This window comes from Solwaraspora sp. WMMD406 (assembly GCF_029626025.1).
GTDB lineage: Bacteria > Actinomycetota > Actinomycetes > Mycobacteriales > Micromonosporaceae > Micromonospora_E.
This window is the reverse complement of record NZ_JARUBF010000001.1, coordinates 4,365,109-4,387,979: the sequence shown is the minus strand read 5'-3', so window position 1 is coordinate 4,387,979 and position 22,871 is coordinate 4,365,109. Positions and strand designations below refer to the sequence as shown.

At 71.5% G+C, this 22,871-nt stretch carries 23 protein-coding genes; 18 read left to right on the top strand and 5 right to left on the bottom strand.

Features of this window, described 5'->3' with window-relative positions; all coding sequences use genetic code 11:
- The first annotated feature begins 91 nt into the window (after positions 1–91).
- The 3 genes from O7632_RS19180 to O7632_RS19170 all read left to right on the top strand — a co-directional run bounded on the left by O7632_RS19180 (position 92) and on the right by O7632_RS19170 (position 2,169).
- A complete protein-coding gene (locus tag O7632_RS19180) occupies positions 92–1,234 on the top strand; it encodes an acyl-CoA dehydrogenase family protein (RefSeq protein WP_278116184.1) in 1,143 nt (380 codons plus the stop codon).
- Positions 1,235–1,313: 79 nt separating this feature from the next.
- Positions 1,314–1,757: an Lrp/AsnC family transcriptional regulator gene (locus tag O7632_RS19175; RefSeq protein WP_278116183.1), complete on the top strand. Its 444-nt coding sequence runs from the start codon at positions 1,314–1,316 to the stop codon at positions 1,755–1,757.
- Positions 1,758–1,974: 217 nt separating this feature from the next.
- A complete protein-coding gene (locus O7632_RS19170) occupies positions 1,975–2,169 on the top strand; it encodes a CsbD family protein (protein ID WP_278116181.1) in 195 nt (64 codons plus the stop codon).
- 122 nt (positions 2,170–2,291) lie between these two features.
- On the opposite strand, the gene O7632_RS19165 is transcribed toward O7632_RS19170, so the two are convergent.
- Positions 2,292–3,695 (bottom strand): lysine 2,3-aminomutase, encoded by a 1,404-nt coding sequence (locus O7632_RS19165; RefSeq protein ID WP_278116179.1) that lies wholly within the window; start codon positions 3,693–3,695, stop codon positions 2,292–2,294.
- A gap of 213 nt (positions 3,696–3,908) precedes the next feature.
- Here O7632_RS19165 and O7632_RS19160 point away from each other — a divergent pair, with 213 nt between their 5' ends.
- The 9 genes from O7632_RS19160 to O7632_RS19120 all read left to right on the top strand — a co-directional run bounded on the left by O7632_RS19160 (position 3,909) and on the right by O7632_RS19120 (position 14,340).
- On the top strand, positions 3,909–4,946 hold the full coding sequence (locus O7632_RS19160; RefSeq protein ID WP_278120185.1) for a zinc-binding alcohol dehydrogenase: 1,038 nt from the start codon (positions 3,909–3,911) through the stop codon (positions 4,944–4,946).
- 5 nt (positions 4,947–4,951) lie between these two features.
- The gene (locus O7632_RS19155; RefSeq protein ID WP_278116177.1) at positions 4,952–6,607 is read left to right on the top strand and encodes an amidohydrolase family protein; all 1,656 of its coding nucleotides are present in this window, start codon (positions 4,952–4,954) and stop codon (positions 6,605–6,607) included.
- A complete protein-coding gene (locus O7632_RS19150; protein ID WP_278116175.1) occupies positions 6,607–8,199 on the top strand; it encodes a lysine 5,6-aminomutase subunit alpha in 1,593 nt (530 codons plus the stop codon). The genes O7632_RS19155 and O7632_RS19150 overlap by 1 nt, the downstream gene beginning before the upstream one ends.
- A complete protein-coding gene (locus O7632_RS19145; protein WP_278116173.1) occupies positions 8,192–8,950 on the top strand; it encodes an OAM dimerization domain-containing protein in 759 nt (252 codons plus the stop codon). Before O7632_RS19150 ends, O7632_RS19145 begins: the two co-directional genes overlap by 8 nt.
- Entirely contained in the window at positions 8,947–9,345 is a 399-nt protein-coding gene (locus tag O7632_RS19140; RefSeq protein ID WP_278116171.1) for a hotdog domain-containing protein, read from the top strand. Before O7632_RS19145 ends, O7632_RS19140 begins: the two co-directional genes overlap by 4 nt.
- Positions 9,342–10,700: a glutamate mutase L gene (locus O7632_RS19135; protein WP_278116169.1), complete on the top strand. Its 1,359-nt coding sequence runs from the start codon at positions 9,342–9,344 to the stop codon at positions 10,698–10,700. Before O7632_RS19140 ends, O7632_RS19135 begins: the two co-directional genes overlap by 4 nt.
- A 733-nt stretch (positions 10,701–11,433) precedes the next feature.
- The gene (lnt, locus tag O7632_RS19130) at positions 11,434–12,954 is read left to right on the top strand and encodes an apolipoprotein N-acyltransferase (protein WP_278120183.1); all 1,521 of its coding nucleotides are present in this window, start codon (positions 11,434–11,436) and stop codon (positions 12,952–12,954) included.
- Positions 12,951–13,751 (top strand): polyprenol monophosphomannose synthase, encoded by an 801-nt coding sequence (locus O7632_RS19125; protein WP_278116167.1) that lies wholly within the window; start codon positions 12,951–12,953, stop codon positions 13,749–13,751. Before lnt ends, O7632_RS19125 begins: the two co-directional genes overlap by 4 nt.
- Before the next feature lie 58 nt (positions 13,752–13,809).
- Entirely contained in the window at positions 13,810–14,340 is a 531-nt protein-coding gene (locus O7632_RS19120) for an FxsA family protein (protein WP_278116165.1), read from the top strand.
- A gap of 169 nt (positions 14,341–14,509) precedes the next feature.
- Here the strand turns inward: O7632_RS19120 and O7632_RS19115 are convergent, their stop codons facing one another.
- Both O7632_RS19115 and O7632_RS19110 read right to left on the bottom strand, forming a co-directional pair.
- Positions 14,510–14,851, bottom strand: a complete 342-nt coding sequence (locus O7632_RS19115) for an RNA polymerase-binding protein RbpA (protein ID WP_123601539.1) — start codon at positions 14,849–14,851, stop codon at positions 14,510–14,512.
- 218 nt (positions 14,852–15,069) lie between these two features.
- Complete coding sequence (locus O7632_RS19110) at positions 15,070–16,233, bottom strand: hypothetical protein (protein WP_278116163.1); 1,164 nt, start codon at positions 16,231–16,233, stop codon at positions 15,070–15,072.
- A gap of 272 nt (positions 16,234–16,505) precedes the next feature.
- On the opposite strand from O7632_RS19110, the gene O7632_RS19105 reads away from it, so the two are divergent.
- A complete protein-coding gene (locus O7632_RS19105; RefSeq protein WP_278116162.1) occupies positions 16,506–16,952 on the top strand; it encodes an endonuclease domain-containing protein in 447 nt (148 codons plus the stop codon).
- A gap of 88 nt (positions 16,953–17,040) precedes the next feature.
- Here O7632_RS19105 and O7632_RS19100 read toward each other — a convergent pair whose 3' ends face one another.
- The gene (locus tag O7632_RS19100) at positions 17,041–18,336 is read right to left on the bottom strand and encodes a CehA/McbA family metallohydrolase (protein ID WP_278116159.1); all 1,296 of its coding nucleotides are present in this window, start codon (positions 18,334–18,336) and stop codon (positions 17,041–17,043) included.
- Positions 18,337–18,352: 16 nt separating this feature from the next.
- On the opposite strand from O7632_RS19100, the gene O7632_RS19095 reads away from it, so the two are divergent.
- The 5 genes from O7632_RS19095 (at position 18,353) to O7632_RS19075 (ending at position 21,996) form a co-directional block, all read left to right on the top strand.
- Positions 18,353–18,493 carry a hypothetical protein gene (locus O7632_RS19095; RefSeq protein ID WP_278116158.1) on the top strand — a complete coding sequence of 47 codons (141 nt, stop codon included), beginning with the start codon at positions 18,353–18,355 and terminating at the stop codon, positions 18,491–18,493.
- Positions 18,490–19,239, top strand: a complete 750-nt coding sequence (locus O7632_RS19090) for a methyltransferase domain-containing protein (RefSeq protein ID WP_278116156.1) — start codon at positions 18,490–18,492, stop codon at positions 19,237–19,239. The genes O7632_RS19095 and O7632_RS19090 overlap by 4 nt, the downstream gene beginning before the upstream one ends.
- 413 nt (positions 19,240–19,652) lie before the next feature.
- Positions 19,653–19,937 carry a MerR family transcriptional regulator gene (locus O7632_RS19085; RefSeq protein ID WP_278116155.1) on the top strand — a complete coding sequence of 95 codons (285 nt, stop codon included), beginning with the start codon at positions 19,653–19,655 and terminating at the stop codon, positions 19,935–19,937.
- A gap of 198 nt (positions 19,938–20,135) precedes the next feature.
- Positions 20,136–21,098 carry a TerC family protein gene (locus O7632_RS19080; RefSeq protein WP_278116152.1) on the top strand — a complete coding sequence of 321 codons (963 nt, stop codon included), beginning with the start codon at positions 20,136–20,138 and terminating at the stop codon, positions 21,096–21,098.
- A 100-nt stretch (positions 21,099–21,198) separates the two neighbouring features.
- Positions 21,199–21,996 carry a Clp protease N-terminal domain-containing protein gene (locus tag O7632_RS19075; protein WP_278116150.1) on the top strand — a complete coding sequence of 266 codons (798 nt, stop codon included), beginning with the start codon at positions 21,199–21,201 and terminating at the stop codon, positions 21,994–21,996.
- Here O7632_RS19075 and O7632_RS19070 read toward each other — a convergent pair.
- Positions 21,985–22,803: an aminoglycoside phosphotransferase family protein gene (locus O7632_RS19070; protein WP_278116148.1), complete on the bottom strand. Its 819-nt coding sequence runs from the start codon at positions 22,801–22,803 to the stop codon at positions 21,985–21,987. The two genes, O7632_RS19075 and O7632_RS19070, sit on opposite strands and share 12 nt — an antisense overlap.
- Between the last annotated feature and the right edge of the window lie 68 nt (positions 22,804–22,871).

The following is a 22,871-nucleotide window of genomic DNA, read 5'->3' as shown; positions in this document are numbered from 1 at the left end:
GAGCGTTAAGCTAACAGGGTGTCCGACCGGCACCGCCGCCGCGTCACCGCGCGTCGGCGCTGATCCGCTCACCACCCTGGAGCGCACCGCCATGACCGTCGAGCGCGTCCTGCCCACCCCTGAGGCGTACGACCTGATCGAGTTGACCACCGAGCTGGCCGACCGGGAGCTCGCCGGCCGGGTCGACGAGTTCGAGGCCCGTGGCGGGTTTCCCCGGGAGGTGATCCGGACCCTGGGGCGGGCGGGACTGCTGGGGCTGCCGTACCCGGAGGCCGACGGCGGTTCCGGCCAGCCCTACGAGGTGTATCTGCAGGTCCTGGAGGTGCTGGCCAGCCGGTGGCTGGCGGTGGCCGAGGCGGTCAGCGTGCACACCCTGTCCTGTTTCCCGCTGGCCGCCTATGGCAGCCCGCGACAGCGCAAGGCATTGCCGGAGATGCTCGGCGGGGACCTGCTCGGGGCGTACTGCCTGTCCGAACCGCAGGGCGGCTCGGACGCCGCCGCGTTGACCACCCGGGCCCAGGCCGACGGCGACGATTTCCTGGTGTCGGGGACCAAGGCGTGGATCACCCACGCCGGGGTGGCCGATTTCTACAACGTCTTCTGCCGTACCGGCGGACCGGGCGCGGCGGGGATCTCCTGCCTGCTGGTCGACGCCGACACGGCGGGAATCGCGCCGCAGCCGGCCGAGCGGACGATGGGTCTGCGGTCGTCGCCGGTGGCACAGATCGTCTTCGACGAGGTACGGGTGCCGGCGGACCGGCTGGTCGGTGCGGCCGGTGAGGGGTTCGGCATCGCGATGGCCGCGCTCGCGTCCGGCCGGCTGGGCATCGCCGCCTGCGCGGTCGGGCTGGCCCAGGCGGCTGTCGACCACGCGGTGCGCTACGCCCGCGAACGCGAACAGTTCGGGCGGCCGATCATCGAATTCCAGGGCCTGGGATTCCTGCTGGCGGAGATGTCCATCCAGGTGGCGGCGGCGCGGGCGGTCACGCTGTCGGCGGCGCGGTTGCGCGACGCCGGCCGGCCGTACGCGACGGAGGCGGCCAAGGCCAAAGTGTTCGCCACGGACGTGGCGATGCGGGTCACCATCGACGCGGTCCAGGTGCTCGGCGGGTACGGCTACGCGGCGGACCATCCGGTCGAGCGGTATCTGCGGGAGGCGAAGGTGTTGCAGATCGTGGAGGGCACCAACCAGATCCAGCGCATGATCATCTCACGTGCGTTGGCGCGGGACTGAACGGCGTCGCGTCGCGCGGGCGTTCGGCGACGGGTATCGGCGTCGCGGCGGCCGATGTCCGACCGGTAGGTTTCTCGCTGTGGAGGAGACCGATCGCGCCATCGTCACCGCGTTGACCACTGACGGCCGGGTGTCGTACACCGACCTGGCCGAGCGGGTGGGGCTGTCGGTGTCGGCGGTCCATCAACGGGTGCGCCGGCTGGAACAACGGGGCGTGGTCAAGGGGTACGCGGCCCGGGTGTCGCACGAGGCGATCGGCCTGCCGCTGAGCGCGTTCGTGGCGATCCGGCCACTGGACCCGTCTCAGCCGGACGACGCTCCGGAGCGGTTGTCCCATCTGGCGGCGATCGACTCGTGCTATTCGGTGGCGGGGGAGGACTTCTACCTCCTGCTGGTCCGGGTGGGCAGCCCGGCTGACCTGGAGCGGCTGCTGCAGGACATCCGTACGGCCGCGAACGTGACCACTCGGACGACGGTCGTGTTGTCCACGCCGTACGAGTCGCGGCCGCCGAAGTTGATGTGAGCCACGGTCCGCCGTGCCGCCGCTGGTCGGCGTGGCCCTGACCCGGCCTCGTGGATGCTCGGCGGTCCAGATCTGGCCTATCGTCCTAGGACGCTTTAGCGATCGTGCACCAGCTCACCCGACAAGACCTACATCACGGTTTCACGACAGCGGCTCCGGGCATATCAACAGGCACGCGGCGACGACACCTCGCCGGCTACCGGAGGAGTGATCGATCATGAGCATGGCTGACAAGGCACGGAACAAGGCCGAGGAGCTCAAGGGCCAGGCCAAGGAGCGGTACGGCGCCGCCACCGACAACGAGCAGATGCGCGCCGAAGGTGCCGCCGAGGCGGGCAAGGCGCGTACCAAGCAGGCTGGCGAGCACGTCAAGGATGCCGGCCGCAACGCGAAGGACGCTCTGAACGGCTGACCGCTGCCGTCGACGCGGTGGCGTACGACAACGGACTGCGGCCCAGACACCGATGCGGTGTCTGGGCCGCAGTCCGTTGTGCCGCCCGCGCGCGGTGCGTCAGGTCGCTGCCGGCAGGGGCGTCAGGCGCGGGCGGCGCGGTGCTGTCGGCTCCACCAGTCCTGACCCGCCGCCGGTAGCGTGTCGATCGGGTCGTAGTAGGCGTAACGCCGGTCGAGTACGCCGTCGTCGGCGGTTTCGATCGAGGTCCGGTAGTTCTTGGTCCAGTACGAGATGCCGTGTTCCCGGTCGTACTCGGTGAGCATGTGCACCCAGCGTTTGCCGACGAACGGCACATCGCAGACGATCCGCGGGGTGGCGTAGCCGGGCAGGTAGCCCATCATGTCGTGTTGCAGCCGCTGGGCCGTCCAGACCGGGACCCGCCAGTGTTCGGCGTTGGGGATCATGTCGCAGAGGTAGAAGTAGTACGGCAGGATGCCGGCTTCGCCTTGGAGCGCGAAGCAGAGGTCGAGCAGGGCCGACGCGTCGGCGTTGACGCCACGCATGAGCACCCCTTGGTTGCGGACGTCGCGGACGCCGACGTCGAGGGCTGTCTGCGCGGCGCGGGCGACCAGGGGGGTGAGCGACTGTACGTGGTTGACGTGGGTGTGGATGGCCAGGTTGACGCCGTTGCGGGCGGCGGTGCGGGCGACTCGTTCCAGGCCGGCCACGACGTCGTGTTGCAGCCAGTGTTGCGGCAGACCCATCAACGCCTTGGTGGCGAGCCTGATGTCCCGGATGGTGTCGATGCTCAGCAGCCGCATGAGGTAGTCCTCGAGATGACGCCAGGGCAGGTTGGCCACGTCCCCGCCGGACACGACGACGTCGCGGACGCCGGGGTGTCGGCGGAGGTAGTCGATGTGCGCGTCGTAGCGGGCGACGGGTTTGAGGGTGAGCCGCAGCTTGTCGACGGTGGGGGTGGAGTTGCCGACCAGGTCCATCCGGGTGCAGTGCCCGCAGTACTGCGGGCAGGTGGCGAGCAGTTCGGCGAGGACCTTGGTGGGGTAACGGTGGGTGAGTCCCTCGGCGACCCACATGTCGTGTTCGTGCAGGGAGTCGCGGCTGGCGTACGGGTGGGACGGCCAATCGGTACGTCGGTCTGAGGCCAACGGCAGCATGTAGTGCCGGATGGGGTCGGCTCGCAGGGTGCCGGTGTCCGGTGCGGCGTCCGGCACCATCGTGTTGATCATCTGTGGCGTGATCAGCATCGACATGGTGGCGTGCCCCGTCTGGTCGGCCGCGAGGTCGGCGTAGAACCCGTCGTCGACGAGGTCGCCGAGCACAGCGTGTAGTTGGGCGGTGGTCTTGACGCAGTGTGCGCGTTGCCACTGGGCCGACTGCCACTCGTCGGCGGTCACGTCGCGCCATCCGGGTAGGCGTCGCCAGTCGGGTTCGGTGAGTTCCCGGCGGCGGTACTCGTAGGGCTGGTGCGGTGGCGGGGGTGCGATGCCGGCGCGGCTGGTGTCGGCCGGGATGGGCTGCGGCATGGCGACCTCCTGGTGGCCGGTGGCGGGGTGTGGTGCCGTCGGATGGTTGCTGCACTCCGAACGGTACTGGATAATCTCCTGTCTAGGAACTAGTCTGCCGTAAGTCTTCCTGTTCGATGAGACTATGACCGTGGTTATCGCTGCTGGTTGCCCGATGGTGTGGCGCCGGGATAGGAGGAGGTGCGCCGCGTGGCAGGGAACGCGTCCTCGCCGGTGGGTCTGCATCGGGTGATCGAGCCGGTCGGGGTGTTGCCGCAGGCGGCGTGGCGGCTGGACACCAGTCCTGACATCGCCGACGACGAGCTCCGGATCCGAGTGGAGCGTCTCAATCTGGACGCGGCGAGCTTCCGTCAGCTGCGCGACAAGCATGCCGGTGCCGGGGCGGCGGTCCGGGCCGAAGTACGGGAGATCATCGGCCGGCGCGGCAAGATGCACAATCCGGTCACCGGGTCCGGCGGGATGTTGATCGGCACGGTGGAGGCGGTGGGTCCGGCGGCGACGGCACCGGTGCGGGTGGGTGACCGGGTGGCGAGCCTGGTGTCGTTGACCTTGACTCCGTTGGCGGTCGACGACGACCTCGCCGGGTGGGACGGGCTCAGCGAGCAGGTGCCGTGTGCGGGTCATGCCATCTTGTTCGGGCGGACCGTGGTGGCGGCGCTGCCGGCGGACCTGCCGGACCGGTACGCGTTGGCGGTCCTGGACGTGTGTGGGGCTCCGGCGTTGACCGACCGGGTGGTCCGCGCGCAGCGGCCGGCGGACGCGCGGGCCGGGGTCCGGGTGGCGGTGCTGGGTGGTGCCGGTAAGAGCGGGGCGTTGGCGTTGGCTGCCGCCCGGCGGGCGGGTGCCGGCCGTACGGTCGGGGTGGTGCCGACCGTGGCGGAACGTGACCGGTTGGTGTCGGCGGGGTTGGTGTCGGCGGTGGTCGTCGCGGACGCCCGGGATCCGGTGGCGGTGTCCGCGGCCGTGCGGGAGGCGTTGGGGGCGGCCGCGGACGTGACGGTGGTCTGTGTGGATGTGCCGGGTTGTGAGCACGGGGCGGTGTTGGCGACGGCGGACGCCGGGACGGTGGTGTTCTTTTCGATGGCGACGAGTTTCGCGGCGGCGGCGCTGGGCGCGGAGGGCCTGGCGGCTGACGTGACGATGCTGGTGGGCAACGGCTATGTGCCGGGTCATGCGCGGATGGCGCTGGATTTGTTCGCCGCTGAGCCTGGCGTGCGGGGGTTGTTCGAGGCTCGGCTGGCGGCAGACTGATGACCATGACGACGAGTGGGCGTGGTGACGTGGCTGATCTGCCGGTGGTGCTGTACCGGGGTGGGCGGCTGTATTGTCCGGCGGTTCCGGGGGCGACGGCGTTGGTGGTGCGCGACGGGGTGATCTCCTGGGTGGGGGTGGACGCGGAGGCGCCGCCCGCTGATGTGGTGGTGGATCTGGATGGCGCGGTGGTGACGCCGGCGTTCGTGGACGCGCATGTGCACGCGACGGATACGGGGCTGGTGTTGTCGGGGTTGGATCTGTCCGGGGTGCGGTCGGCGGAGGAGTTGCTGGATCGGGTGGCGGGGTTCGCGGCGGGGTTGCCGACGGACGCGGTGGTGTTGGGTCATGGGTGGGACGAGTCGACGTGGCGGGTGCCGGTGCCGCCGGACGCGGGGCGGTTGTCGGCGGCGGCGGGTGGTCGGCGGGTGTATCTGTCGCAGGCGTCGATTCATTCGGCGTTGGTGTCGTCGGAGATGTTGGCGTTGGTGCCGCAGGTGGCGGCTGGCTCGGGGACCGGGGTGGAGGGTGTGGGTGCGTCGGGTGCGGTGGTCGGTTGGTTGCGGGAGGAAGCGCATCACGCGGTGCGGGCGGTGGCGTTGGGTTCGTTGAGCGCTGCGCAGCGGGTGGCGGCGCAGCGGGTGGCGTTGTCGGCCGCCGCCGGGTTGGGGATCGCGGCGGTGCACGAGTGTGGTGGTCCGGGGACGTCGTCGGAGGAGGACTTCGTCGGGGTGTTGCGGTTGTCCGGTGATGGTCTGCCGGAGGTGTACGGCTACTGGGGTGAGTTGATGGGGGTGGCGCGGGCCCGGGAGCTGGGGGCGGTGGGTGCGGGTGGTGATCTGTACGCGGACGGGGCGTTGGGGTCCCGGACGGCGTACGTGTCGGAGCCGTATGTCGATGGTGGGGGTTGTGGTTCGGCGTTTTTGGACGCGGGGCAGGTGGCGGCGCATCTGGTGGAGTGCGCGCGGCAGGGGGTGCAGGGCGGGTTTCACGCGATCGGGGACGCGGCGGTGGCGGCGGTGGTGGCGGGTTTCGGGTTGGCGGCGCGGGAGGTGGGGGTGGAGCGGTTGCGGGCGGGTCGGCATCGGGTGGAGCACGTGGAGTTGGTGGACAAGGCGTTGATCGCGGGGTTCGTGGAGTACGGGATTGTGGCGAGTGTGCAGCCGGCGTTCGACCGGTTGTGGGGTGGTCCTGGGCAGATGTACGCGGCGCGGTTGGGGGTGCGGCGGGCGTTGGCGTCGAATCCGTTCGGGGCGTTGCACGGGGTGGGGGTGGCGTTGGCGTTTGGTTCGGACGCGCCGGTGACGCCGTTGGATCCGTGGGGGTCGGTGCGGGCGGCGGTGTCGCATTTCCATCCGGGGTCGCGGTTGGGGGTGCGGGCGGCGTTCGCGGCGCATACCCGGGGTGGGTGGCGGGCGTTGGCGCCGGGGGTGGTGGACACGTCGCGGGAGGGTGTGTTGGCGCCGGGTGCGGCGGCGACGTTCGCGGTGTGGTCGGCTCCGGCGGGGGTGTCGCAGGGGTTGCCGGTGTTGGTGGCGGAGGAGCCGGAGTTGCGGGGGCCGGCGGATCCGACGCCGTTGCCGCGGTGTCTGCGGACGGTGTCGCGTGGCCGGGAGATTTTCGTGGCGGCGGGGTCGCCGATGGCGGGGGTGGGTGGGTGATGGGTGGGTTGTTGGGGTTGGACGCCGCTGTGGTGGGGCGGGCGCGGGAGTTGGCGGCCCGGGTCGGTGAGCCGGTGGTGGCGTTGGCGTGTTCGCACACGACGGTGTCGGTGGAGCGGGCGGTGTTGCGGTTGATGGGGGTGGTGGGGGCGGATGCGGAGGGGATTCCGTGGGTGAACCGGTTGGTGGATGTGGTTGCGGGGCAGGTGGGGTTGGCGCACGGGGTGGCGGTGCCGGTGTGTGACGCGTTGGTGCGGGCGGGGGTGTCGGGGGTGGATTCGGCGGCGGTGACGGGGTTGGCGCAGGAGGCGGCGGCGGGGGCGGTGCGGTTCAGGGTGCCGGTGGGGGTCGAGGCGGGGGTGGCGCGGCGGTTGGCGGGTGCGGTGGCGGCGGCGGGGGTGGCGCGGGTCGACCGGTGTCGGGCGGAGCGGGAGCGGTTGGTGGGGCGGTGGGGGGATCCGCCGGGGCGGCCGTGGATCTATCTGATCGTGGCGACCGGGGACATTTATGAGGATGTGGTGCAGGCGAAGGCGGCGGCGCGGGCTGGCGCGGATGTGATCGCGGTTATTCGGTCGACGGGTCAGTCGTTGTTGGATTACGTGCCGGAGGGGGCGACGCGGGAGGGGTTCGCGGGGACGTACGCGACGCAGGAGAATTTTCGGTTGATGCGGGCGGCGTTGGACGAGGTGTCCGCTGAGGTGGGGCGTTATGTGCGTTTGACGAATTACGCTTCGGGGTTGTGTATGCCGGAGATGGCGGTGTTGGCGGGGTTGGAGCGGTTGGACATGATGTTGAACGATTCGATGTACGGGATTTTGTTCCGGGATATCAATCCGATCAGGACGTTCGTGGATCAGCGTTTTTCCCGCCAGGTTCATGCGCGTGCGGGCATCATCATCAACACGGGCGAGGATAATTATCTGACGACCGCCGATGCGGTGGAGGCGGCGCACACGGTGACGGTGTCGCAGTTGTTGAACGAGTATTTCGCGGTGGAGGCCGGGTTGGCGGACTGGCAGTTGGGTCTGGGGCACGCGTTCGAGATTGATCCGGCTGTTCCGGAGTCGTTCCGGTTGGAGTTGGCGCATGCGTTGTTGGCGCGGGAGCTGTTTCCCAATGCCCCGTTGAAGTGGATGCCGCCAACGCGTCACATGACGGGTGACGTGTTTCGGGGAAATTTGTTGAACGGGTTTTTCAATCTGGCGGGGGTGTTGACCGGGCAGAGCATCTTGTTGGTGGGGATGATGACGGAGGCGGTGGCGACGCCGTGGCTCAGTGACCGGGACATCGCGCTGCAGAACGTGCGGTACGTGGTGGGTGCGGCGGGCGGATTGGCGGAGGATTTCGCGCCGGCTCCCGGTGGGTTCGTGCAGCGGCGGGCGGGGCGGGTGTTGGCGGAGGCGGTGGAGCTGTTGGAGCGGATCGCGGACGGGTCGTTGCTGGGGGCGATCGGGGATGGGACGTTCGGGGTGATGCGGCGTCCGGCGGACGGGGGGAAGGGGCGTGACGGGGTGGTGGCGCGTGCCGCGGATTATCTGAATCCGGTGGCGGATCTGTTGGAGTCCGGTGGTGTGGGGAGGTCCGATGGGTGAGGTGGTGCGCCCGTACGGGGATTCCAGCGGTGACGGGATGGTGCAGGTGTCGTTCACGTTGCCGGTGTCGTTCGACAAGCGTGCGGAGGGGGCGGCGGTGCAGTTGGCGCAGAAGATGGGGATCGATCCGGCGATGGTGGTGCACGCGACCGCTGTCGGGGACGGGTTCACGTTTTTCGTGGTGTATGGCCGGGTGAATCATCTGGTGGATCTGTCGGCGGTGCGGGTGGTGGAGCGGGACTATCCGTTGTTGAGCGCCCAGGAGGTGAACGCGGCGGTGCGGTCGGGTCTGGGGCGGAAGTTGGCGGTGGTCGGCGCGTGTATCGGCACGGATGCGCACACGGTCGGTATCGACGCGATCTTGAATGTGAAGGGTATCGCGGGTGAGAAGGGTCTGGAGTACTACCGGGAGTTCGCGGTGACGAATCTGGGGGCGCAGGTGACCGTGCCGGAGTTGGTGGAGGCGGCGGTGCGCCAGCGGGCGGACGCGGTGTTGGTGTCGCAGGTGGTGACGCAGCGGGACGCGCATCTGGTGAACGTTCGGGAGATGTCGGCGGCGTTCCGGGAGGCGGTGCCGGCGGCGCGGCGGCCGGTGTTGGTGGTGGGTGGTCCACGGTTCGACGAGTTGATGGCGGCGGAGTTGGGGGTGGATCGGATCTTCGGTCGGGGGACGACGCCTCGTGAGGTGGCGAGTTATCTGGCGTACGCGGTGGTGGACGTGGTGAGTCGTCGGGTGGGGGTGGCGGGGTGACCGGGTTGATCGGGTTGGCGGCGACGCATCGCCGGTACGTGCCGTACGGGCACGCGCATTACGCGGGTGGTTTGCTGGACGGGGCGTACGTGTTGGGGTTGTTCGGCGACGTGGCGACGGAGTTGTGTGTGCGCGGTGACGGTGACGAGGGGTTGTTCGCCGGGTACGAGCAGGTGCGGTTCGTGGCGCCGGTGCGGGCTGGGGACGTGGTGGCGGCGACCGGCACGGTGGTACGGGTGGGCAACCGTAGCCGGACGGTGCGGTTCGAGTGTGTGGTGGTGTGTCGGGGGCGACCGGACCGGGGGGTGTCGGCGGCGGAGGTGCTCGATCCGCCGTTGTTGGCGGTGTCGGCGGTGGGAACGGTGGTGGTGCCGGCGGCGGGTGGTGCCGGGTGAGTGTGGTGGTCTGCGCCGATGTGGGGTCGACGTTCACGAAGGTGGCGGTGGTCGATTCGGCTGACGGGATGTTGCGGGCGACGGCGGCGCATCCGACGACGGCGGCCACGGATGTGTGGGACGGGTTGGTGGCGGCGGTGTGGCGGGCGGGGGCGCGGGCCGGTGTCGACGTCGCCGCGGTGCCGTGGTTGGTGTGTTCGTCGGCGGGGGGTGGGCTTCGTCTGGCGGTGGTGGGCTACGAGGAGTTGGTGACGGCGCGGGCGGGGGCGCGGGTGGGGTTGTCGGCGGGTGCCCGGGTGGTGCGGGTGTCGGCGGGGTGGCTCGACGACGTCGAGGTGGCGCGGTTGCGGGCGGCGCGGCCGGAGGTGCTGCTGTTGGTGGGCGGTACGGACGGCGGGGACGTCGAGGTGTTGTTGCACAACGCCGGGTGGTTGGCCGGTTCGGGATTGGCGGTGCCGGTGGTGGTGGCCGGTAACGCCGACGGGGGTGCGCGGGCGGCGGAGGTGTTGGCGGAGGCGGGGGTGCCGGTGGCTGTGGCGGGCAATGTGTTGCCCCGGATCGGGGTGCTGGCGCCGGGGTCGGCGCGGGCGGCGGTGCGGGAGGTGTTCCTTCGGCGGGTGATCGGCGGTAAGGGGTTGTCGCGTGATGGCCGGTTCGCGGCGTCGGTGCGGGCGGCGACACCGGACGCGGTCCTGGCCGGGGTGGAGGTGTTGGCCGGGGTGACCGGCGCTGATCTGCTGGTGGTGGATGTGGGCGGGGCGACGACGGATGTGTATTCGGTGGTGGAGGCGGTGCCGTTGCCGGGGGCGGCGGAGCCGAGGCCGGTGGGGGAGGTCGCTGGTTGGTGGGGGCGGGCGCGGACGGTGGAGGGTGATCTGGGGGTGTGGTCGGGGGCGTCGGGGGTGGTCGCGGCGGCGGTGGCGGAGCGGTTGGTGACGGGACGTGAGGCGGACGGGTTGGCGGCTGCGGTCGCGGCGCGGGCCGCCGGCCAGGGGCGGGTGGCGGCGGGTGACGGGCCGCCGTCGGCGGTGGATCTGCGGTTGGCGCGGTTGGCGGCGCTGGTGGCGGTGCGGCGGCACGCGCGGGTCGAGGAGCGGGTGCCGGACAGTGGTCGGGATCTGCGCAGGGTGCGGTGGTTGGTGGGTTCCGGTGGGGTGTTGCGCGCGGCGGCGTCGGTGGACGCGGTGGGGGTGTTGGAGTCGGTGGCGGCGGATCGGGGCGGTGGGTGGCTGGTGCCCCGGGCGGCGGTGCCGGTGGTGGACGGGGAGTACGTGTTGGCTGCGGCCGGGTTGTTGGCGGCGGATCATCCGCGGGCGGCCAGGGGGTTGGTGGAGCGGTACCTGTTGCCGGGGTGAGCCGCGCCGGCATCCCGGTGGCCACCGGGATGCCGGCGGCGGGCGGCCGCTGGACGGTCCGACGCGCTGCCGTTCGGTCTGCTGCCGTTCGGTCTGCTGCGCGTGGGGACACGCCGGGCGACACGCCGTGGTGTGGTGTGTCGCCACGTCTCGGGTTGACAGCGGTGGGGGTGGGGCACGTACCGTCTTTGAGTCCTACCACGGGAAGCGGCTGTTGTTCGCTTCGTTTCTTCGTCCGCTGGCCGAGCGACGTTCTTGTCGCGGTGCGGGGTCCGCTGTTCGTGGGTTCGCCACGGTGGTGGTTCGCATCGGCCAGGTCCAGTGGGCGAGGGTCGGCGAGGCGGCGCGGACCGGCCGCGTCTTCCGGTGTTCGGGCAGAGGGTCGCGCGGGGCCAGTAGACAACGGTCCGCCGGGGGCAGCCAGTCCCCGGCTGGTCGGTCCGAAGGTCGCCGTGCGGGTCGTCTGCCGCACCGGCGGGGGAGGGGCCTGGGAGCACGGGGCGCGGCCAACCGGTCGCGCCCCGATTTTGTCTCGGCAGGCTGTGCGTCTTCGCGGTGGTGTGGCCGGGGCCGGTAGCCTTCGTCGAATGGATCCGGGGTGTCCGGATGCTGTTCGGGTACGGGTTGGGGACGGAACGTGACGATGGTGGACGTGGCCGAGGTGCCGCGGCGGGGTCGGGTGGTCGACGTCGTCGGTGGCGGTCGGCGGCCGTTGCCGTTGCCGTGGGCGGTCATGGCGTCGGTGGTGGCCGGTCTGGCGTTGCTGGGGGCTTTTCCGCCGTACGGGTGGTGGTGGTTGGCGCCGGTGGGGGTGGCGGCGTTGGCGGTGGCGGTGCACCGTCGGCGGCTGCGCGCGGGGGCGGGGTTGGGTTTCCTGGCGGGGGTGGTGTTCTTCGCGCCCCTGTTGAGTTGGACCAATCTGCATACCGGGAATCTGCCGTGGGTGTTGTTGTCGGGTTTGCAGGCGGCGTATCTGGCGGTGTTGGGGTCGGCGGCGGCGTGGGTGTCGGGGTTGGTGGACCGGGCGCGCTGGGTGGTGTGGCCGGTGGTGACGGGGCTGTTGTGGGTGGGGCAGGAGGCGTTGCGGGGGCGTACGCCGTTCGGTGGTTTCCCGTGGGGTCGGTTGGCGTTCAGCCAGGGTGACGCGCCGGTGTTGGCGGTGGCGTCGGTGGGTGGGGCGCCGTTGGTGACGTTTTTGGTGGCGGTGTCGGGTGGTGCGCTGGCGGCGGCGGTGTGGCGGCGTTGGCGGTGGGGTCGTGGTTTGGTGTCGGTGGCCGGGTTGGTGTCCGTGGCCGGGTTGGTGTCCGTGGTGGGGTTGCTGGTGCCGACGGGCGGTGGGTCGGCGGGCACGGTGACGGTGGCGATCGTGCAGGGCAACGTGCCGCGGATGGGGTTGGACTTCAACGCGCAGCGGCGCGCGGTGCTGGACAACCATGTGGCGGGTACGGTCGGGTTGGCGCGGCGGGTGGCGGCGGGTGAGGTGCCGGCGCCGGATCTGGTGGTGTGGCCGGAGAACGCCAGTGATGTCGATCCGTTGCGGGACGCGGCGGCGCGGGCGTCGATCGACGAGGCGGCGGAGGCGATCGGGGTGCCGATCCTGGTGGGCGCGTTGCTGCATGGTCCGCAGCCGGGTGAGGTGCGTAACGTGAGCCTGGTGTGGGAGCCGGGGGCGGGTCCGGACGTCGAGCAGGTGTACGTGAAGCGGCATCCGGTGCCGTTCGCGGAGTACGTGCCGTTGCGGCGGGTGGCGCGGATGGTCAGCGAGGAGGTCGACCGGGTTCGGTCGGATTTCGTGGCCGGTGACCGTCCGGGTGTGTTGCGGGTGGGTCCGGTGTCGGTCAGCGGGGTCATCTGTTTCGAGGTGGCGTACGACGGGTTGGTGCGGGACACGGTGACCGGCGGTGCCCAGTTGGTGGTGGTGCAGACGAACAACGCGACGTTCGACGCGGCCGAGGCCGGCCAGCAGTTGGCGATGGTGCGGGTGCGGGCGGTGGAGCACGGTCGCGCGGGTTTGATGGCCTCGACCGTTGGTGTATCGGCGTTTGTCGATCACAATGGGCGGGTGTCGCAGGCGACGCGGTTCAACACGGCGGCGGCTGTGGTCAGTGAGATGGACGTGGGCGCGACGCGTACGCTGGCGACTCGGTTGGGTTTCTGGCCTGAGATGGTGCTGGTGGTTCTCGCCGGCGCGGTCATGGTCGCGGCGGGGTGGTCGCGGCGGCGGGCGGTCGAATCGGATTCGGAGGCACGGTGAGCGGAGCGGCGTCGGCGGCTGGCGGTGCGCAGGGGTATCCCGGCGTGGGTCGTGTGCTGGTGGTCATTCCCACGTACAACGAGGCGGCGAACGTACGGGTGATCGTCGACCGGGTCCGGGCCGCGGTGCCGGCGGTCGACGTGCTGGTCGCCGACGACAACTCGCCGGACGGCACCGGGGCGGTGGCCGACGAGCTGGCGGCCGCCGACGGGCAGGTGCACGTGCTGCACCGGCCGGGCAAGCAGGGCCTGGGCGCGGCGTACGTGGCGGGGTTCGGGTGGGCGCGCGAGCACGGCTACGACGCCGTCGTGGAGATGGACGCCGATGGTTCGCACGCGCCGGAGCAGTTGCCGTCGTTGTTGGACGCGGCCCGTTCGGCTGATGTGGTCATCGGCTCGCGGTGGGTGCCCGGTGGTGAGGTGTTGAACTGGCCCCGGCACCGTTGGGTGTTGTCGCAGGGCGCGAACCTGTACACGCGGTTGGCGTTGGGGATGCCGGTGCGGGACGCGACGGGTGGGTACCGGGTCTACCGGCTGCCGGTCCTGGACAAGATCGACTACACGAGTGTGGCGTCGCAGGGTTACGCGTTCCAGGTGGAGTTGACGTGGCGGGCCTACCGGGAAGGGTTCCGGGTGGTGGAGGTGCCCATCACGTTCGCCGAGCGGGAGCAGGGCGCCAGCAAGATGAGCGCGTCGATCGTGCGTGAGGCGTTGTGGCGGGTGACGATGTGGGGGGTGCGGGCGCGGCGGGACGGGTTGGCCGGGCGGCGCGACACGTCGGCGGCGCGGTGGCCGTGACCGTGGGCCGTGTCATGCTGGACGGGTGACGCCATGACCGGATCGCGCGGGAGGTGACATGCGCCGAGGGTTGAAGGTGGTTCCGGTGGCGTTGGCCGCCGGTCTGGTGCTGGAGATCGTCGTCTTCGTGCTGCTGGCGCAGTGGATCGGCTATCTGTGGGCGTTGCTGTTGACGTTGGTGGCGTCGGTGGCCGGCATGGTGTTGCTGCGGCGGGAGGGGACGCGGGCCTGGCGGAGCTTCCGGGCGGCGGCCCAGGCCGGCCAGCCTCCTGGTGAGCAGGTCAGTGACGGGCTGCTGGGGTTGGCGGCGGGACTGTTGCTGGCGGCGCCCGGTCTGGTCAGTGGGGCGTTCGGCACGGTGCTCGCGGTGCCGCCGGTGCGGCGTCTGGTCCGCCGCCGGATTCAGGTGGCGGCGGAACGGCGGCTGTCGTCGGCGGCGGCTGGTGACATGTTCGGGCCCCGTCGGGTGCGAGTCTATCCGGGTACGCCGTCGGGGCCGTCTCCGGCGGGTGCCGCCGATGGTCCGTCGTCGCCGGCTGATCCGGGTCCCACCGTCGAGGGCGAGATCATTGATCCGGGTCGGCGCTGAGGGTCGCCGGCCGGTGACGCCAACGTTTCCGGCCACAAGGTCAGGTGTCGGTCCTGACGGGCGTTCGTCCGGTCGGTCCTGACCGGCGTCTCGGGGGTCCTGACGGCGATGCCTCCCGTCCGCCGGGTGGCCGGCGGACGGGAGGCATCGCTTGCTCGGTGCGGGTCGGTCAGACGCCGCCGCGCCGGTTACGGACTTCCTGGAGCCGCTCGGCCAGGATGTCTTCGAGTTCGGCGATGGACCGACGCTCCAGCAGCATGTCCCAGTGCGTACGTGGCGGCTTGGCCTTCTTCTGTTCGGGTTCGCTGCCGTCGACCAGCCGGGCGACACTGCCGTCGAACTTGCATTCCCAGGTCACCGGGACCTCCGCGTCGACAGCGAACGGCACCTCGAACTGGTGGCCTTTGGCGCAGAGGTACTCGCGGGTCTGGCGTGGCGCGAGCTCCGTGTTGCGGTCGGACTCGTAGCTGACTGCTCCCAGACGGCTTCCGCGCAGCATGCGCTCGCCCATGATCGGCTATCCCCTCGGTCGTGGTGCTGGTCTTCTGGTGTAACGATGTGTCCAGGTCAGGCGATTCCCGCCGCCTAACTTCGTGGCGTGGCCGGCGGGACGTGCCCGTGCGAGCGTATCCGGCCCTGGCGCGTGCCCGGCCGTGTCTCGGTCCGGTGGCACCTCCGCCACGCCTGATGAAACATCCCGTTAACAGAGTTTCCCACACCGTCCGCCGGTCACGTGCGATGTGGGTCACCGCCTGAAGGTGGGCCGAGGGTGGTATCAGGTTGCCGGGTCGAGTCGGCCGTCCCGCTCGCCGTCCGCTCGCCACCCGCTGGCTGGCGTGACGAGCTCAGCGCGGCGAGTGTCGCCGCGAGGTCGGTGACCTGGCGCAGCAGTTCGTCGGACCGGGCTTGCGCGTTGTCGCGTTGGGTGTGCGCGGTGGCGAGGCGGTCCGCGAGCTCGGCGGCGCGGCTTTCGCTGTCGGCGAGCTGACGCCGGGCTTGTTCGGCGGCGGCCCGGGCGGCGGTGACGTCCGCGAGCGCGGTGTCGCGATCCCGCGCTGCCTGGCGCGCCTGCCGCTGCCAGTGGGCGGCGTCGGCGCGGACCCGGTCGAGGTCGGCGCGGTCGCGTCGGGTCTGCTCGCCGGACCGCTGGATCTCGGCCCGCAGCTGGTCGATGTGGGCGGCGGTGTCGGCGGCGGCCCGGGTCGCGCGGTCGGCGGCGTCGCGGGCGGTGTCCCGTTCTCGGGTGAGGGTGTCGATGGTGCGCTGGTCGGCGTCGTGTCTGGCGCGGGCGGTGCGCAGCTCGTCGCGGGCGGCGTCGCGATCGGCGTCGGACTGCCGGCGTAGTGCGGCGTCGGCGGTGGCCTGGCGGCGAGCCTCGTCGCGGGCGGTGTTCGCGGCAGCCAGGGCGTGTCTTGCCTGTTCCGCTTCGGTGGTGGCCGTGGCGGCGTGGGCGTGGGCCGCCGTGGCGGCCTGGTCGGCGGTGTCGGCGGCCTGTCGGGCCCGGGCGGCGGCGTCGGCGGCCGTGTCGGCGGCGCGGCGGGCGTCGTCGCGTTCGGCGTGGGCGGCTGCGCAGACCGTGGCGGCCTCGGCGCGGATCTGCGCGATCTGTCGTTCCACTCCGGCGGGGGACAGCTCGGCGTGCAGCGTCTCGGTCAGGGTGCCGACCATTTGGTCGAGTCGGTCGACCAGTTCCCAACTACGGGCGACCTGTCCGGCCAGGCCCGGCGCGTCGCGGCGGCGCATCCGGTTGGCGCGCGAGGCGCGTTGGCAGGCCCCGTCGTTGTCGCGGCAGTACCGGAAGGGTCGGCCGGCGGCGGCCCGTTGCGGTACGGGTGCGCCGCAGTGCGCGCAGGGCCGGCTGGTGGTCTCGGTGTCCGGCGGTGGGGTGTCCATCGCCGCCGAAGTGTAGTTGTCGGCCTGATCCGGCCGGCCGCGGCGGTGCCCCGCACGACGGCTCTGCCGCGCCGGGTCAGGCCGCCCGGGTACGCCGCGGCAGGTACGGACCCGGCCGGTCGCCTTTCGCGGGTTCCCGGTCCAACCCCTCCACTAATTATCGGATTGCCGTTATCGGCAATCCGATAATTAGTGCCCGCCGGCGTCGTGTGGCGACATGACAACACCATGACAGTTATGCGGTTACAACACACGACCACTATGGTGTAGTGATGGGTCCTGACGAGGTGTTCTGCAGGAAATGCGGGGAGACAAAGCCCCGTGTCGCCTTCTACGACCAGCCGCACTCGACGTTGCCCCGCAGACCGTGCAAGGCCTGCATCCTGACGGACAAGCGCGCTCGCTACGCGGCCGGAGACGGTGACCGCGTCTCTCACGCGCAGGTGCTGCGCGAAAAGTACAACCTCACGTCCGCGCAGTACGAGCAGATGCTGGCCGACCAGAAGGGGCGGTGCGCGATCTGCGGCCAGCTCGAGACCGCACGCGGACGCGGTGGGACACCACGGCGCTTGGCGGTGGATCACGACCACCGCAGCGGCGTCGTCCGTCAGTTGCTCTGCCACCGCTGCAACCTGGTGACGTGGGCGGTCGGAGAGAACCCGGCCCTGCTGGACGAGGTACGGGCATACCTGGACGCTCACGCGCGGCGTGCCGGATGACGCCCGACCCCGTCCGGCGCCGAGAGCTCGTCCCGGGGCGCCGGACGGGGTCGGGCGGGTCGCACCGGTGACGACCCGCGGCGACGGCTCAGGGCCGCAGCCACCAGGGGCTGCTGTAGGCGACGCCGAAGTCGTTGCACGGATGCCCGGCCGGTCCCGGCGTCGGGTTGGCCAGCTCCGGGTCGGAGATCCGCAGCACGACCCAGTCGCCGTCGGCGACGTCGAGCGGCACGGTGAAATCGGCGACCGACCCGGCGACGGTGTCGACCACGTCGACGACGGTCGGCACCGACGTACCGGGCCGTAGCACCTGTACGCGTAGCGGCTTGCCGTCCCAGACCGCGCCCCGGTCCAGGTCCACCCGGAACCGGACGTCACCGGAGGTCAGGCTGATGACGCCGCCCATCCGTACGCCGTTGGCGGTCGCGTCGAGCCGCAGGCCGGAGACGCGGGTGGCGAAGCAGCGGCGGGCGGCCATCGCCTCGAACACCGCCGTACGGGTGTTCTCGGTGACCCACAGGCCGCTGCGACCTTTGCCCTCGTGGAAGCCCCAGGTGGTGCCGTGTTCGTCGGTGACCCCGGTCAGGCCGGGCCGCCAGCCGGCGTTGAGGCAGGCCACCAGCGGCGAGGTCGTCCGGGACGACCAGCCTTCGAACAGGTAGTCGTCGGTCCGGTTGAACATCTCCAGGCCGACGAGCTGCGGGCGGGCCGCCGCGTCGTAGGAGAAGTCGTCGAACCGGCCGATCTCCCGGCCGGGGTGGTTGAAGCTGGCCAGCCCGCCCGGCCGTCCGGTCAGCCACCGGTAGAGGCTGCCGGGGCTGCCGGCGCGCAGCAGGTCGGCGAAGTCGGAAGTGTTCCACACGTTGATGTGACCCTGGAGCGGGTGCGACCACTCGAAACCGCGGATCGCGGTGAACCGGCCGGGGTCGTCGGCCGCGTTGGCGAGCTCACCGGTGGTCCGCCACTCCGACTGGCTGAGCCCGCTGATGGCGAACATCGTCGCGTGGTCGGTGAGCGCGGCGACGTCGAGACCGGCCTCGCGCATCGAGGCGAACGCCTGGTCGGCGCTGCCGTCCCCGTCGGACATGACGGTGTGGTTGTGCAGGTCGGCGTGGACCAGCGTGGTTCCCTGGCTGATCCGCGACGCCCGGGAGGCGCCGGGGGCGGTCACCGCCGGCGCGCCGGCGGTGATGGCGGTGGCGGCCCGCGCGGTGCCGGGGACCGCGGCGAGCATCAACATGCCGCCGGCGGCGGCGAGCATCGACCGACGTCCGACACCGCCGACGGTGTGGGCGGCGAGGCCGACCTGCCCGTACGGGATCCGGTCCGATTCGTGGTCGTCGTGTCCGTGGTGGTGGCAGTGGTGGCGATGAGGTTCACTCATGCGCATCATTAGATCGATGTCAGTCTTTCCGCCGTGCTGCGTGGAGCTGTCCGGTAAGCGAACACCCGCTGGCATCCGGGGAGAGGCCCGCCGTACGGCGGCCGGCCGGAACGTGGTGGACCCGCCGGCCGGCGTACGGCCAGAATCGCCGATGTGACCACCTTCGACGAGCTCGTGGCGGAAGGGTCGGCGGTGCCGGTGGCCGGCTGGGACTTCTCGTGGTTCGCCGGCCGGGCGACCGAGCGGCGCCCGTCGTGGGGCTACTCCGGTCTGTTGAGCGCGTCGATGGCCACCGCCCGCCGGGCGGTCGACCTGCAGACCGGAGGCGGGGAGGTGCTGGCCACGGTGGCGTCGCCGCCGCCGGTGCTGGTGGCCACCGAGGGGTGGCCGCCGAACGTGGCGCTGGCCCGCGAGCGGCTCAGACCGCTGGGCGCGGCTGTCGTGCGCGCCGCCGAGGACGCGGGGCTGCCGTTTCGGGACGGCGTGTTCGACCTGGTGGTGAGCCGGCATCCGACGGTGGTGCGCTGGCCCGAGGTGGCGCGGGTGCTGGAGCGCGGCGGAACGTACCTGTCGCAGCAGATCGGTCCAAACTCGGTCGGGGAGCTGCGGGCGGCGTTGGGGGTGTCGGTGCGGCCGCGCCGCGATCAGCGTCCGGACCGGATCCGCGCCGCCGCGACGGCGGCCGGGTTGGACGTGGTGGACCTGCGGATGGAGTCGCCGCGGATGGAGTTCTTCGACGTCGCCGCGGTGGTCGTGTTCCTGCGGAAGGTCGTGTGGACGGTGCCGGGGTTCACCGTCGAGCGTTACCGGGACGAGTTGGCGGCGCTGCACCGGCGGATCGTCACCGACGGGGTGTTCGTCGCCCACTCTCGGCGGGTCCTGGTCCTGGCCCGCCGGCGGTGACCGTCAACCGACGTCCGGTCGGGCGGCCATCATGGCATCGCGGAGTCCGGCCAGTCGGGACAGTCGGGCCGGGGACGGCTCGGCCATCGCGTGGTGGTAGCGCGGCAGACCGGCGGCGGTACGCCCGTACAGCTGTGCCTTTCGCGGTGCGCGGGGTCCAGCCGCGGCAGTTGGGTGTCGAGCAGTGCCAGCAGGTCGTCGGTGATCAGCCGGAGCCGGCGGGCGTCGGCGGTACGGCCGATCGACCGGCCCGGGTCCCGGACGGTGGCCTCGTCCGACCAGCGGTCGTCGGCTCCGAGTAGCGCGTCGAGGGTCTCGCGGGTGCAGGGCAGTAGCCCTCGTGGGTGACCAGGTGACGGAAGATCTCGTTGCGCAGTTCGCCGAGCTCGCCGACGAAGTGTCGGGCCGGGCTGGTGAGACCGCGCCGGGACCGGCGGACCGGGTACCGCGTGTACGACGCGCACGACGTGCGGGACGTGCTGCTGGTGCATCAGTTGCGTCGGGGCGGTCATCTGCTGGCGCAGATCGCCCCGTTGATCACCCAGGATCGTTCCGCCTGCGGGGTCGCCCCGTTGGAGTCGACGCTGCGGGGGTGGCGCGACCGGTTGTCGGCGCGGGGCCGGGCGATGCTGGCCGGGGCGGCCGAATTGGACGCCTACCTGCGGGACCGGGCGGCGGCCGACCCGCCCGGCGCTTGACAGGCGAACGACTCTTCGTGAATAGTGAAACGTAGTTCGAGGGGGAGTACCCGGCATCAGACGCGCTGTCGTCAGTACGGGTCCGGCGGATCCGGACCCCGGTGGCGCGGTCACCGCCCGGTGGGCGGTGCCCCGGGGAGACCGTCGACCAGTGGCGCCGACCCGGGTAGCGGGTACGGCCGGCCGAAAGGTCCTGCGTTGACTGTTTCCTGGTGGGTGTGGGCCGCCGTCATGGTCGGGGTCGCCGCGATGTTGGCGATCGACCTCTACCTGCACCGCGACAACCATGTCATCGAGTTCCGTGAGGCCCTGACCTGGTCGGGGATCTGGATCGTCGCCGGTCTGCTGTTCGGGGTGCTGCTGTGGGTGTGGCAGGGCGGCGACGTCGCCGGCACCTACTACGCCGGGTACCTGATCGAGAAGGCGCTGTCGGTGGACAACGTCTTCGTTTTCGCCTTGATCTTCACGTACTTCGCGGTGCCGGCCGCCTACCAGCACAAGGTGCTGTTCTGGGGGGTCATCGGGGCCTTGGTGTTCCGGCTCGTGTTCATCTTCGTCGGCGCCGAACTGCTCGAGACGTTCTTCTGGACGGCGTACCTGTTCGGCGCGTTCCTCATCTACACCGGCTACACGATGGCGTTCCGCCACAGCGAGCAGACCCCACCGGACCGTAACCCCGTCGTCCGCCTCGTGCGTCGGGTCATTCCGACCGACCCGGCGTACCACGGCGACGAATTCCTCACCCGGGTCAACGGCAAACGCGTCGCCACCCTGCTGTTCGTGGTCCTCGTCGCGGTCGAGGCCACCGACCTGATCTTCGCCATCGACTCGGTGGCGGCGATCCTGGCGATCACCACCGACACGTTCATCGTCTGGACCGCCAACGCCTTCGCCATCCTCGGCCTGCGCAGCCTCTACTTCTGCCTCGCCGGGCTACTGCGCCGCTTCGTGCACCTGCACTACGGCCTGGCCGTCCTGCTCGCCTTCGCCGGGGTGAAGCTGATCCTGTCGGAGACGCCGGTCGGCAAGCTGCCGATCCCGGTGACTTTGGGCGTCATCGTCGTCACGATCACCGTGTCGATCGTGTGGAGTCTGCGCAGTACGCGCGGCGCGGGTCGGTCGGTCGCCCCGGTCGACGACCGTTCCGGTCAGGTCGGCTGACCCGACTCGGTACCGAAAATATAACCCCATCAGTAACCCCTTCGGGGTTATGCTTTCGGGAGTGCTGATGGCTCCGACCCGGAGAAGAGGCGATCCCGCCATGCCCAAGATCAACGTCTACCTGCCCGATGACCTCGCCGACGCGGTACGCGACACCGGAATCCCGGTGTCGGCGGTCTGTCAGCAGGCGCTCGAACAGGCCGTCCGGCGGGTCACCGCGGTCCGGGCGATCCCCCTGGCCGACCTCGACGCCGAGCGGTTGGCGGCATCACTGCCGAATCTGACCGCCCGGCTGCGCGACGTGCTGCTGCGGGCCCGGGACCAGGCCCGGACCGCCGGCGCGGCCGAGGTCGGGACCGGGCGTCTGCTGGCGGCGCTGCTCGACGAGGGCGACAACCTGGGCGTACGGGTGCTACGGACGCTCGACGTGTCGCCGGCCGCACTGGCGGCCCGGATGGCGACGGACAGCGTGACCGGGGACGAGGCGCCGGTGGACGCGGCGACGCGGTGGTCGGCCACCGGGGCAGGCGCGCTGGAACTGGCCGTCACCGAGGCGACCGCGCTCGGGCACAACTACGTCGGCTGCGAACACCTGCTGCTCGGACTGGTCGCCGAGCCGGACGGTACCGCCGGTCGGGTGCTGCGGGAATCCGGTGCCGACCTGCGGGCGACCCGCCGGGCGGTCGCGGCGGCCCTCGTCGGCTACGCGCACCTGCGCGCCCAGACCGCCGGCGGGTCCGACGACGACGGCGCGGTCGCCGCCGGGCCTAGCGCGGGTGTCCCGCCGGCTGGGGCGGACGCCCTGGCCGCGGTCACGGCCCTGGTCCGCCGCGAGCTGGTGCCGGTCCTCGCCCGGCTGCGGCGGTTGGAGCAGCGGGTCGAGACGTCAGCCGAGTAGTGCGCCGGCCCAGCGGTGTTCGCGGGCCCGGATGTAGGCGGCGTCGTCGCGCCAGACGGCGCCGTGGCCTTCGCGCCACAGCCGGGTCCACGGTGCCGCGCCGACGGCGGCCCGCGCGGCGAGGAACTCGTACATTGACCGGGCTCGGCGGGTCAGCAGCGGGACCAGTGCCCGACGCTGCCGCTCGTCGAGCCCGTACCCGTCGGCCAGGACGCGTAGTCGCCGACCGGGGTCGGTCGGCTGCCAGGCCGGGTCGGCGGTCAGCGGGACGACGCTCTTGGCCGTGTACGCCAGGTCCCACAGCCGGGTGCCGGGGGCGGCGGTGTCCCAGTCGATGAACGCCCACCGGTCGCCGACGACCAGGTTCCACGCGGCCGGGTCGTGGTGGACGACCAGGTCGGTGCCGTCGGGTGGGACGAGCCGCCGCCACCGGGCGTTCGGCGGCGGGGTGAAGCCGGCCGCCGCGTCGTGCAGGTCCCGGAGAAGTCGACCGACCCGGCGCACCGCGGCGTCGGAGCCGAGCAGGTCGAACCGGTCCGGCCAGGGCACCGTCCCCGGTACGTAGGTCAGCACCTCGCGGCCGGCGTCGTCGATGCCCAACGGGCGGGGCGCGCCGTCGAAGCCGACGTCGTGCAGGTGGGTGAGGTAGGCGTGCACGGCCGGGGTCCACTCACCGGCGGGACGGCGTACGGTGTCGCCGACGCGGACCACGGCGGCGGCGACGTTCCCGCCGGTCAGTGGCTGTTCCGTGGCGGCGTCTCCGCCGGGGTACGCCTGCCGGGCGGTGTCGTCGTGGTCGGTGGGCACGCGGGTGATCCTGCCGCCGGCCGGGGTGCGGAGTCGACAGGTTTGTCCCGGGTACGGGACAACTTGAC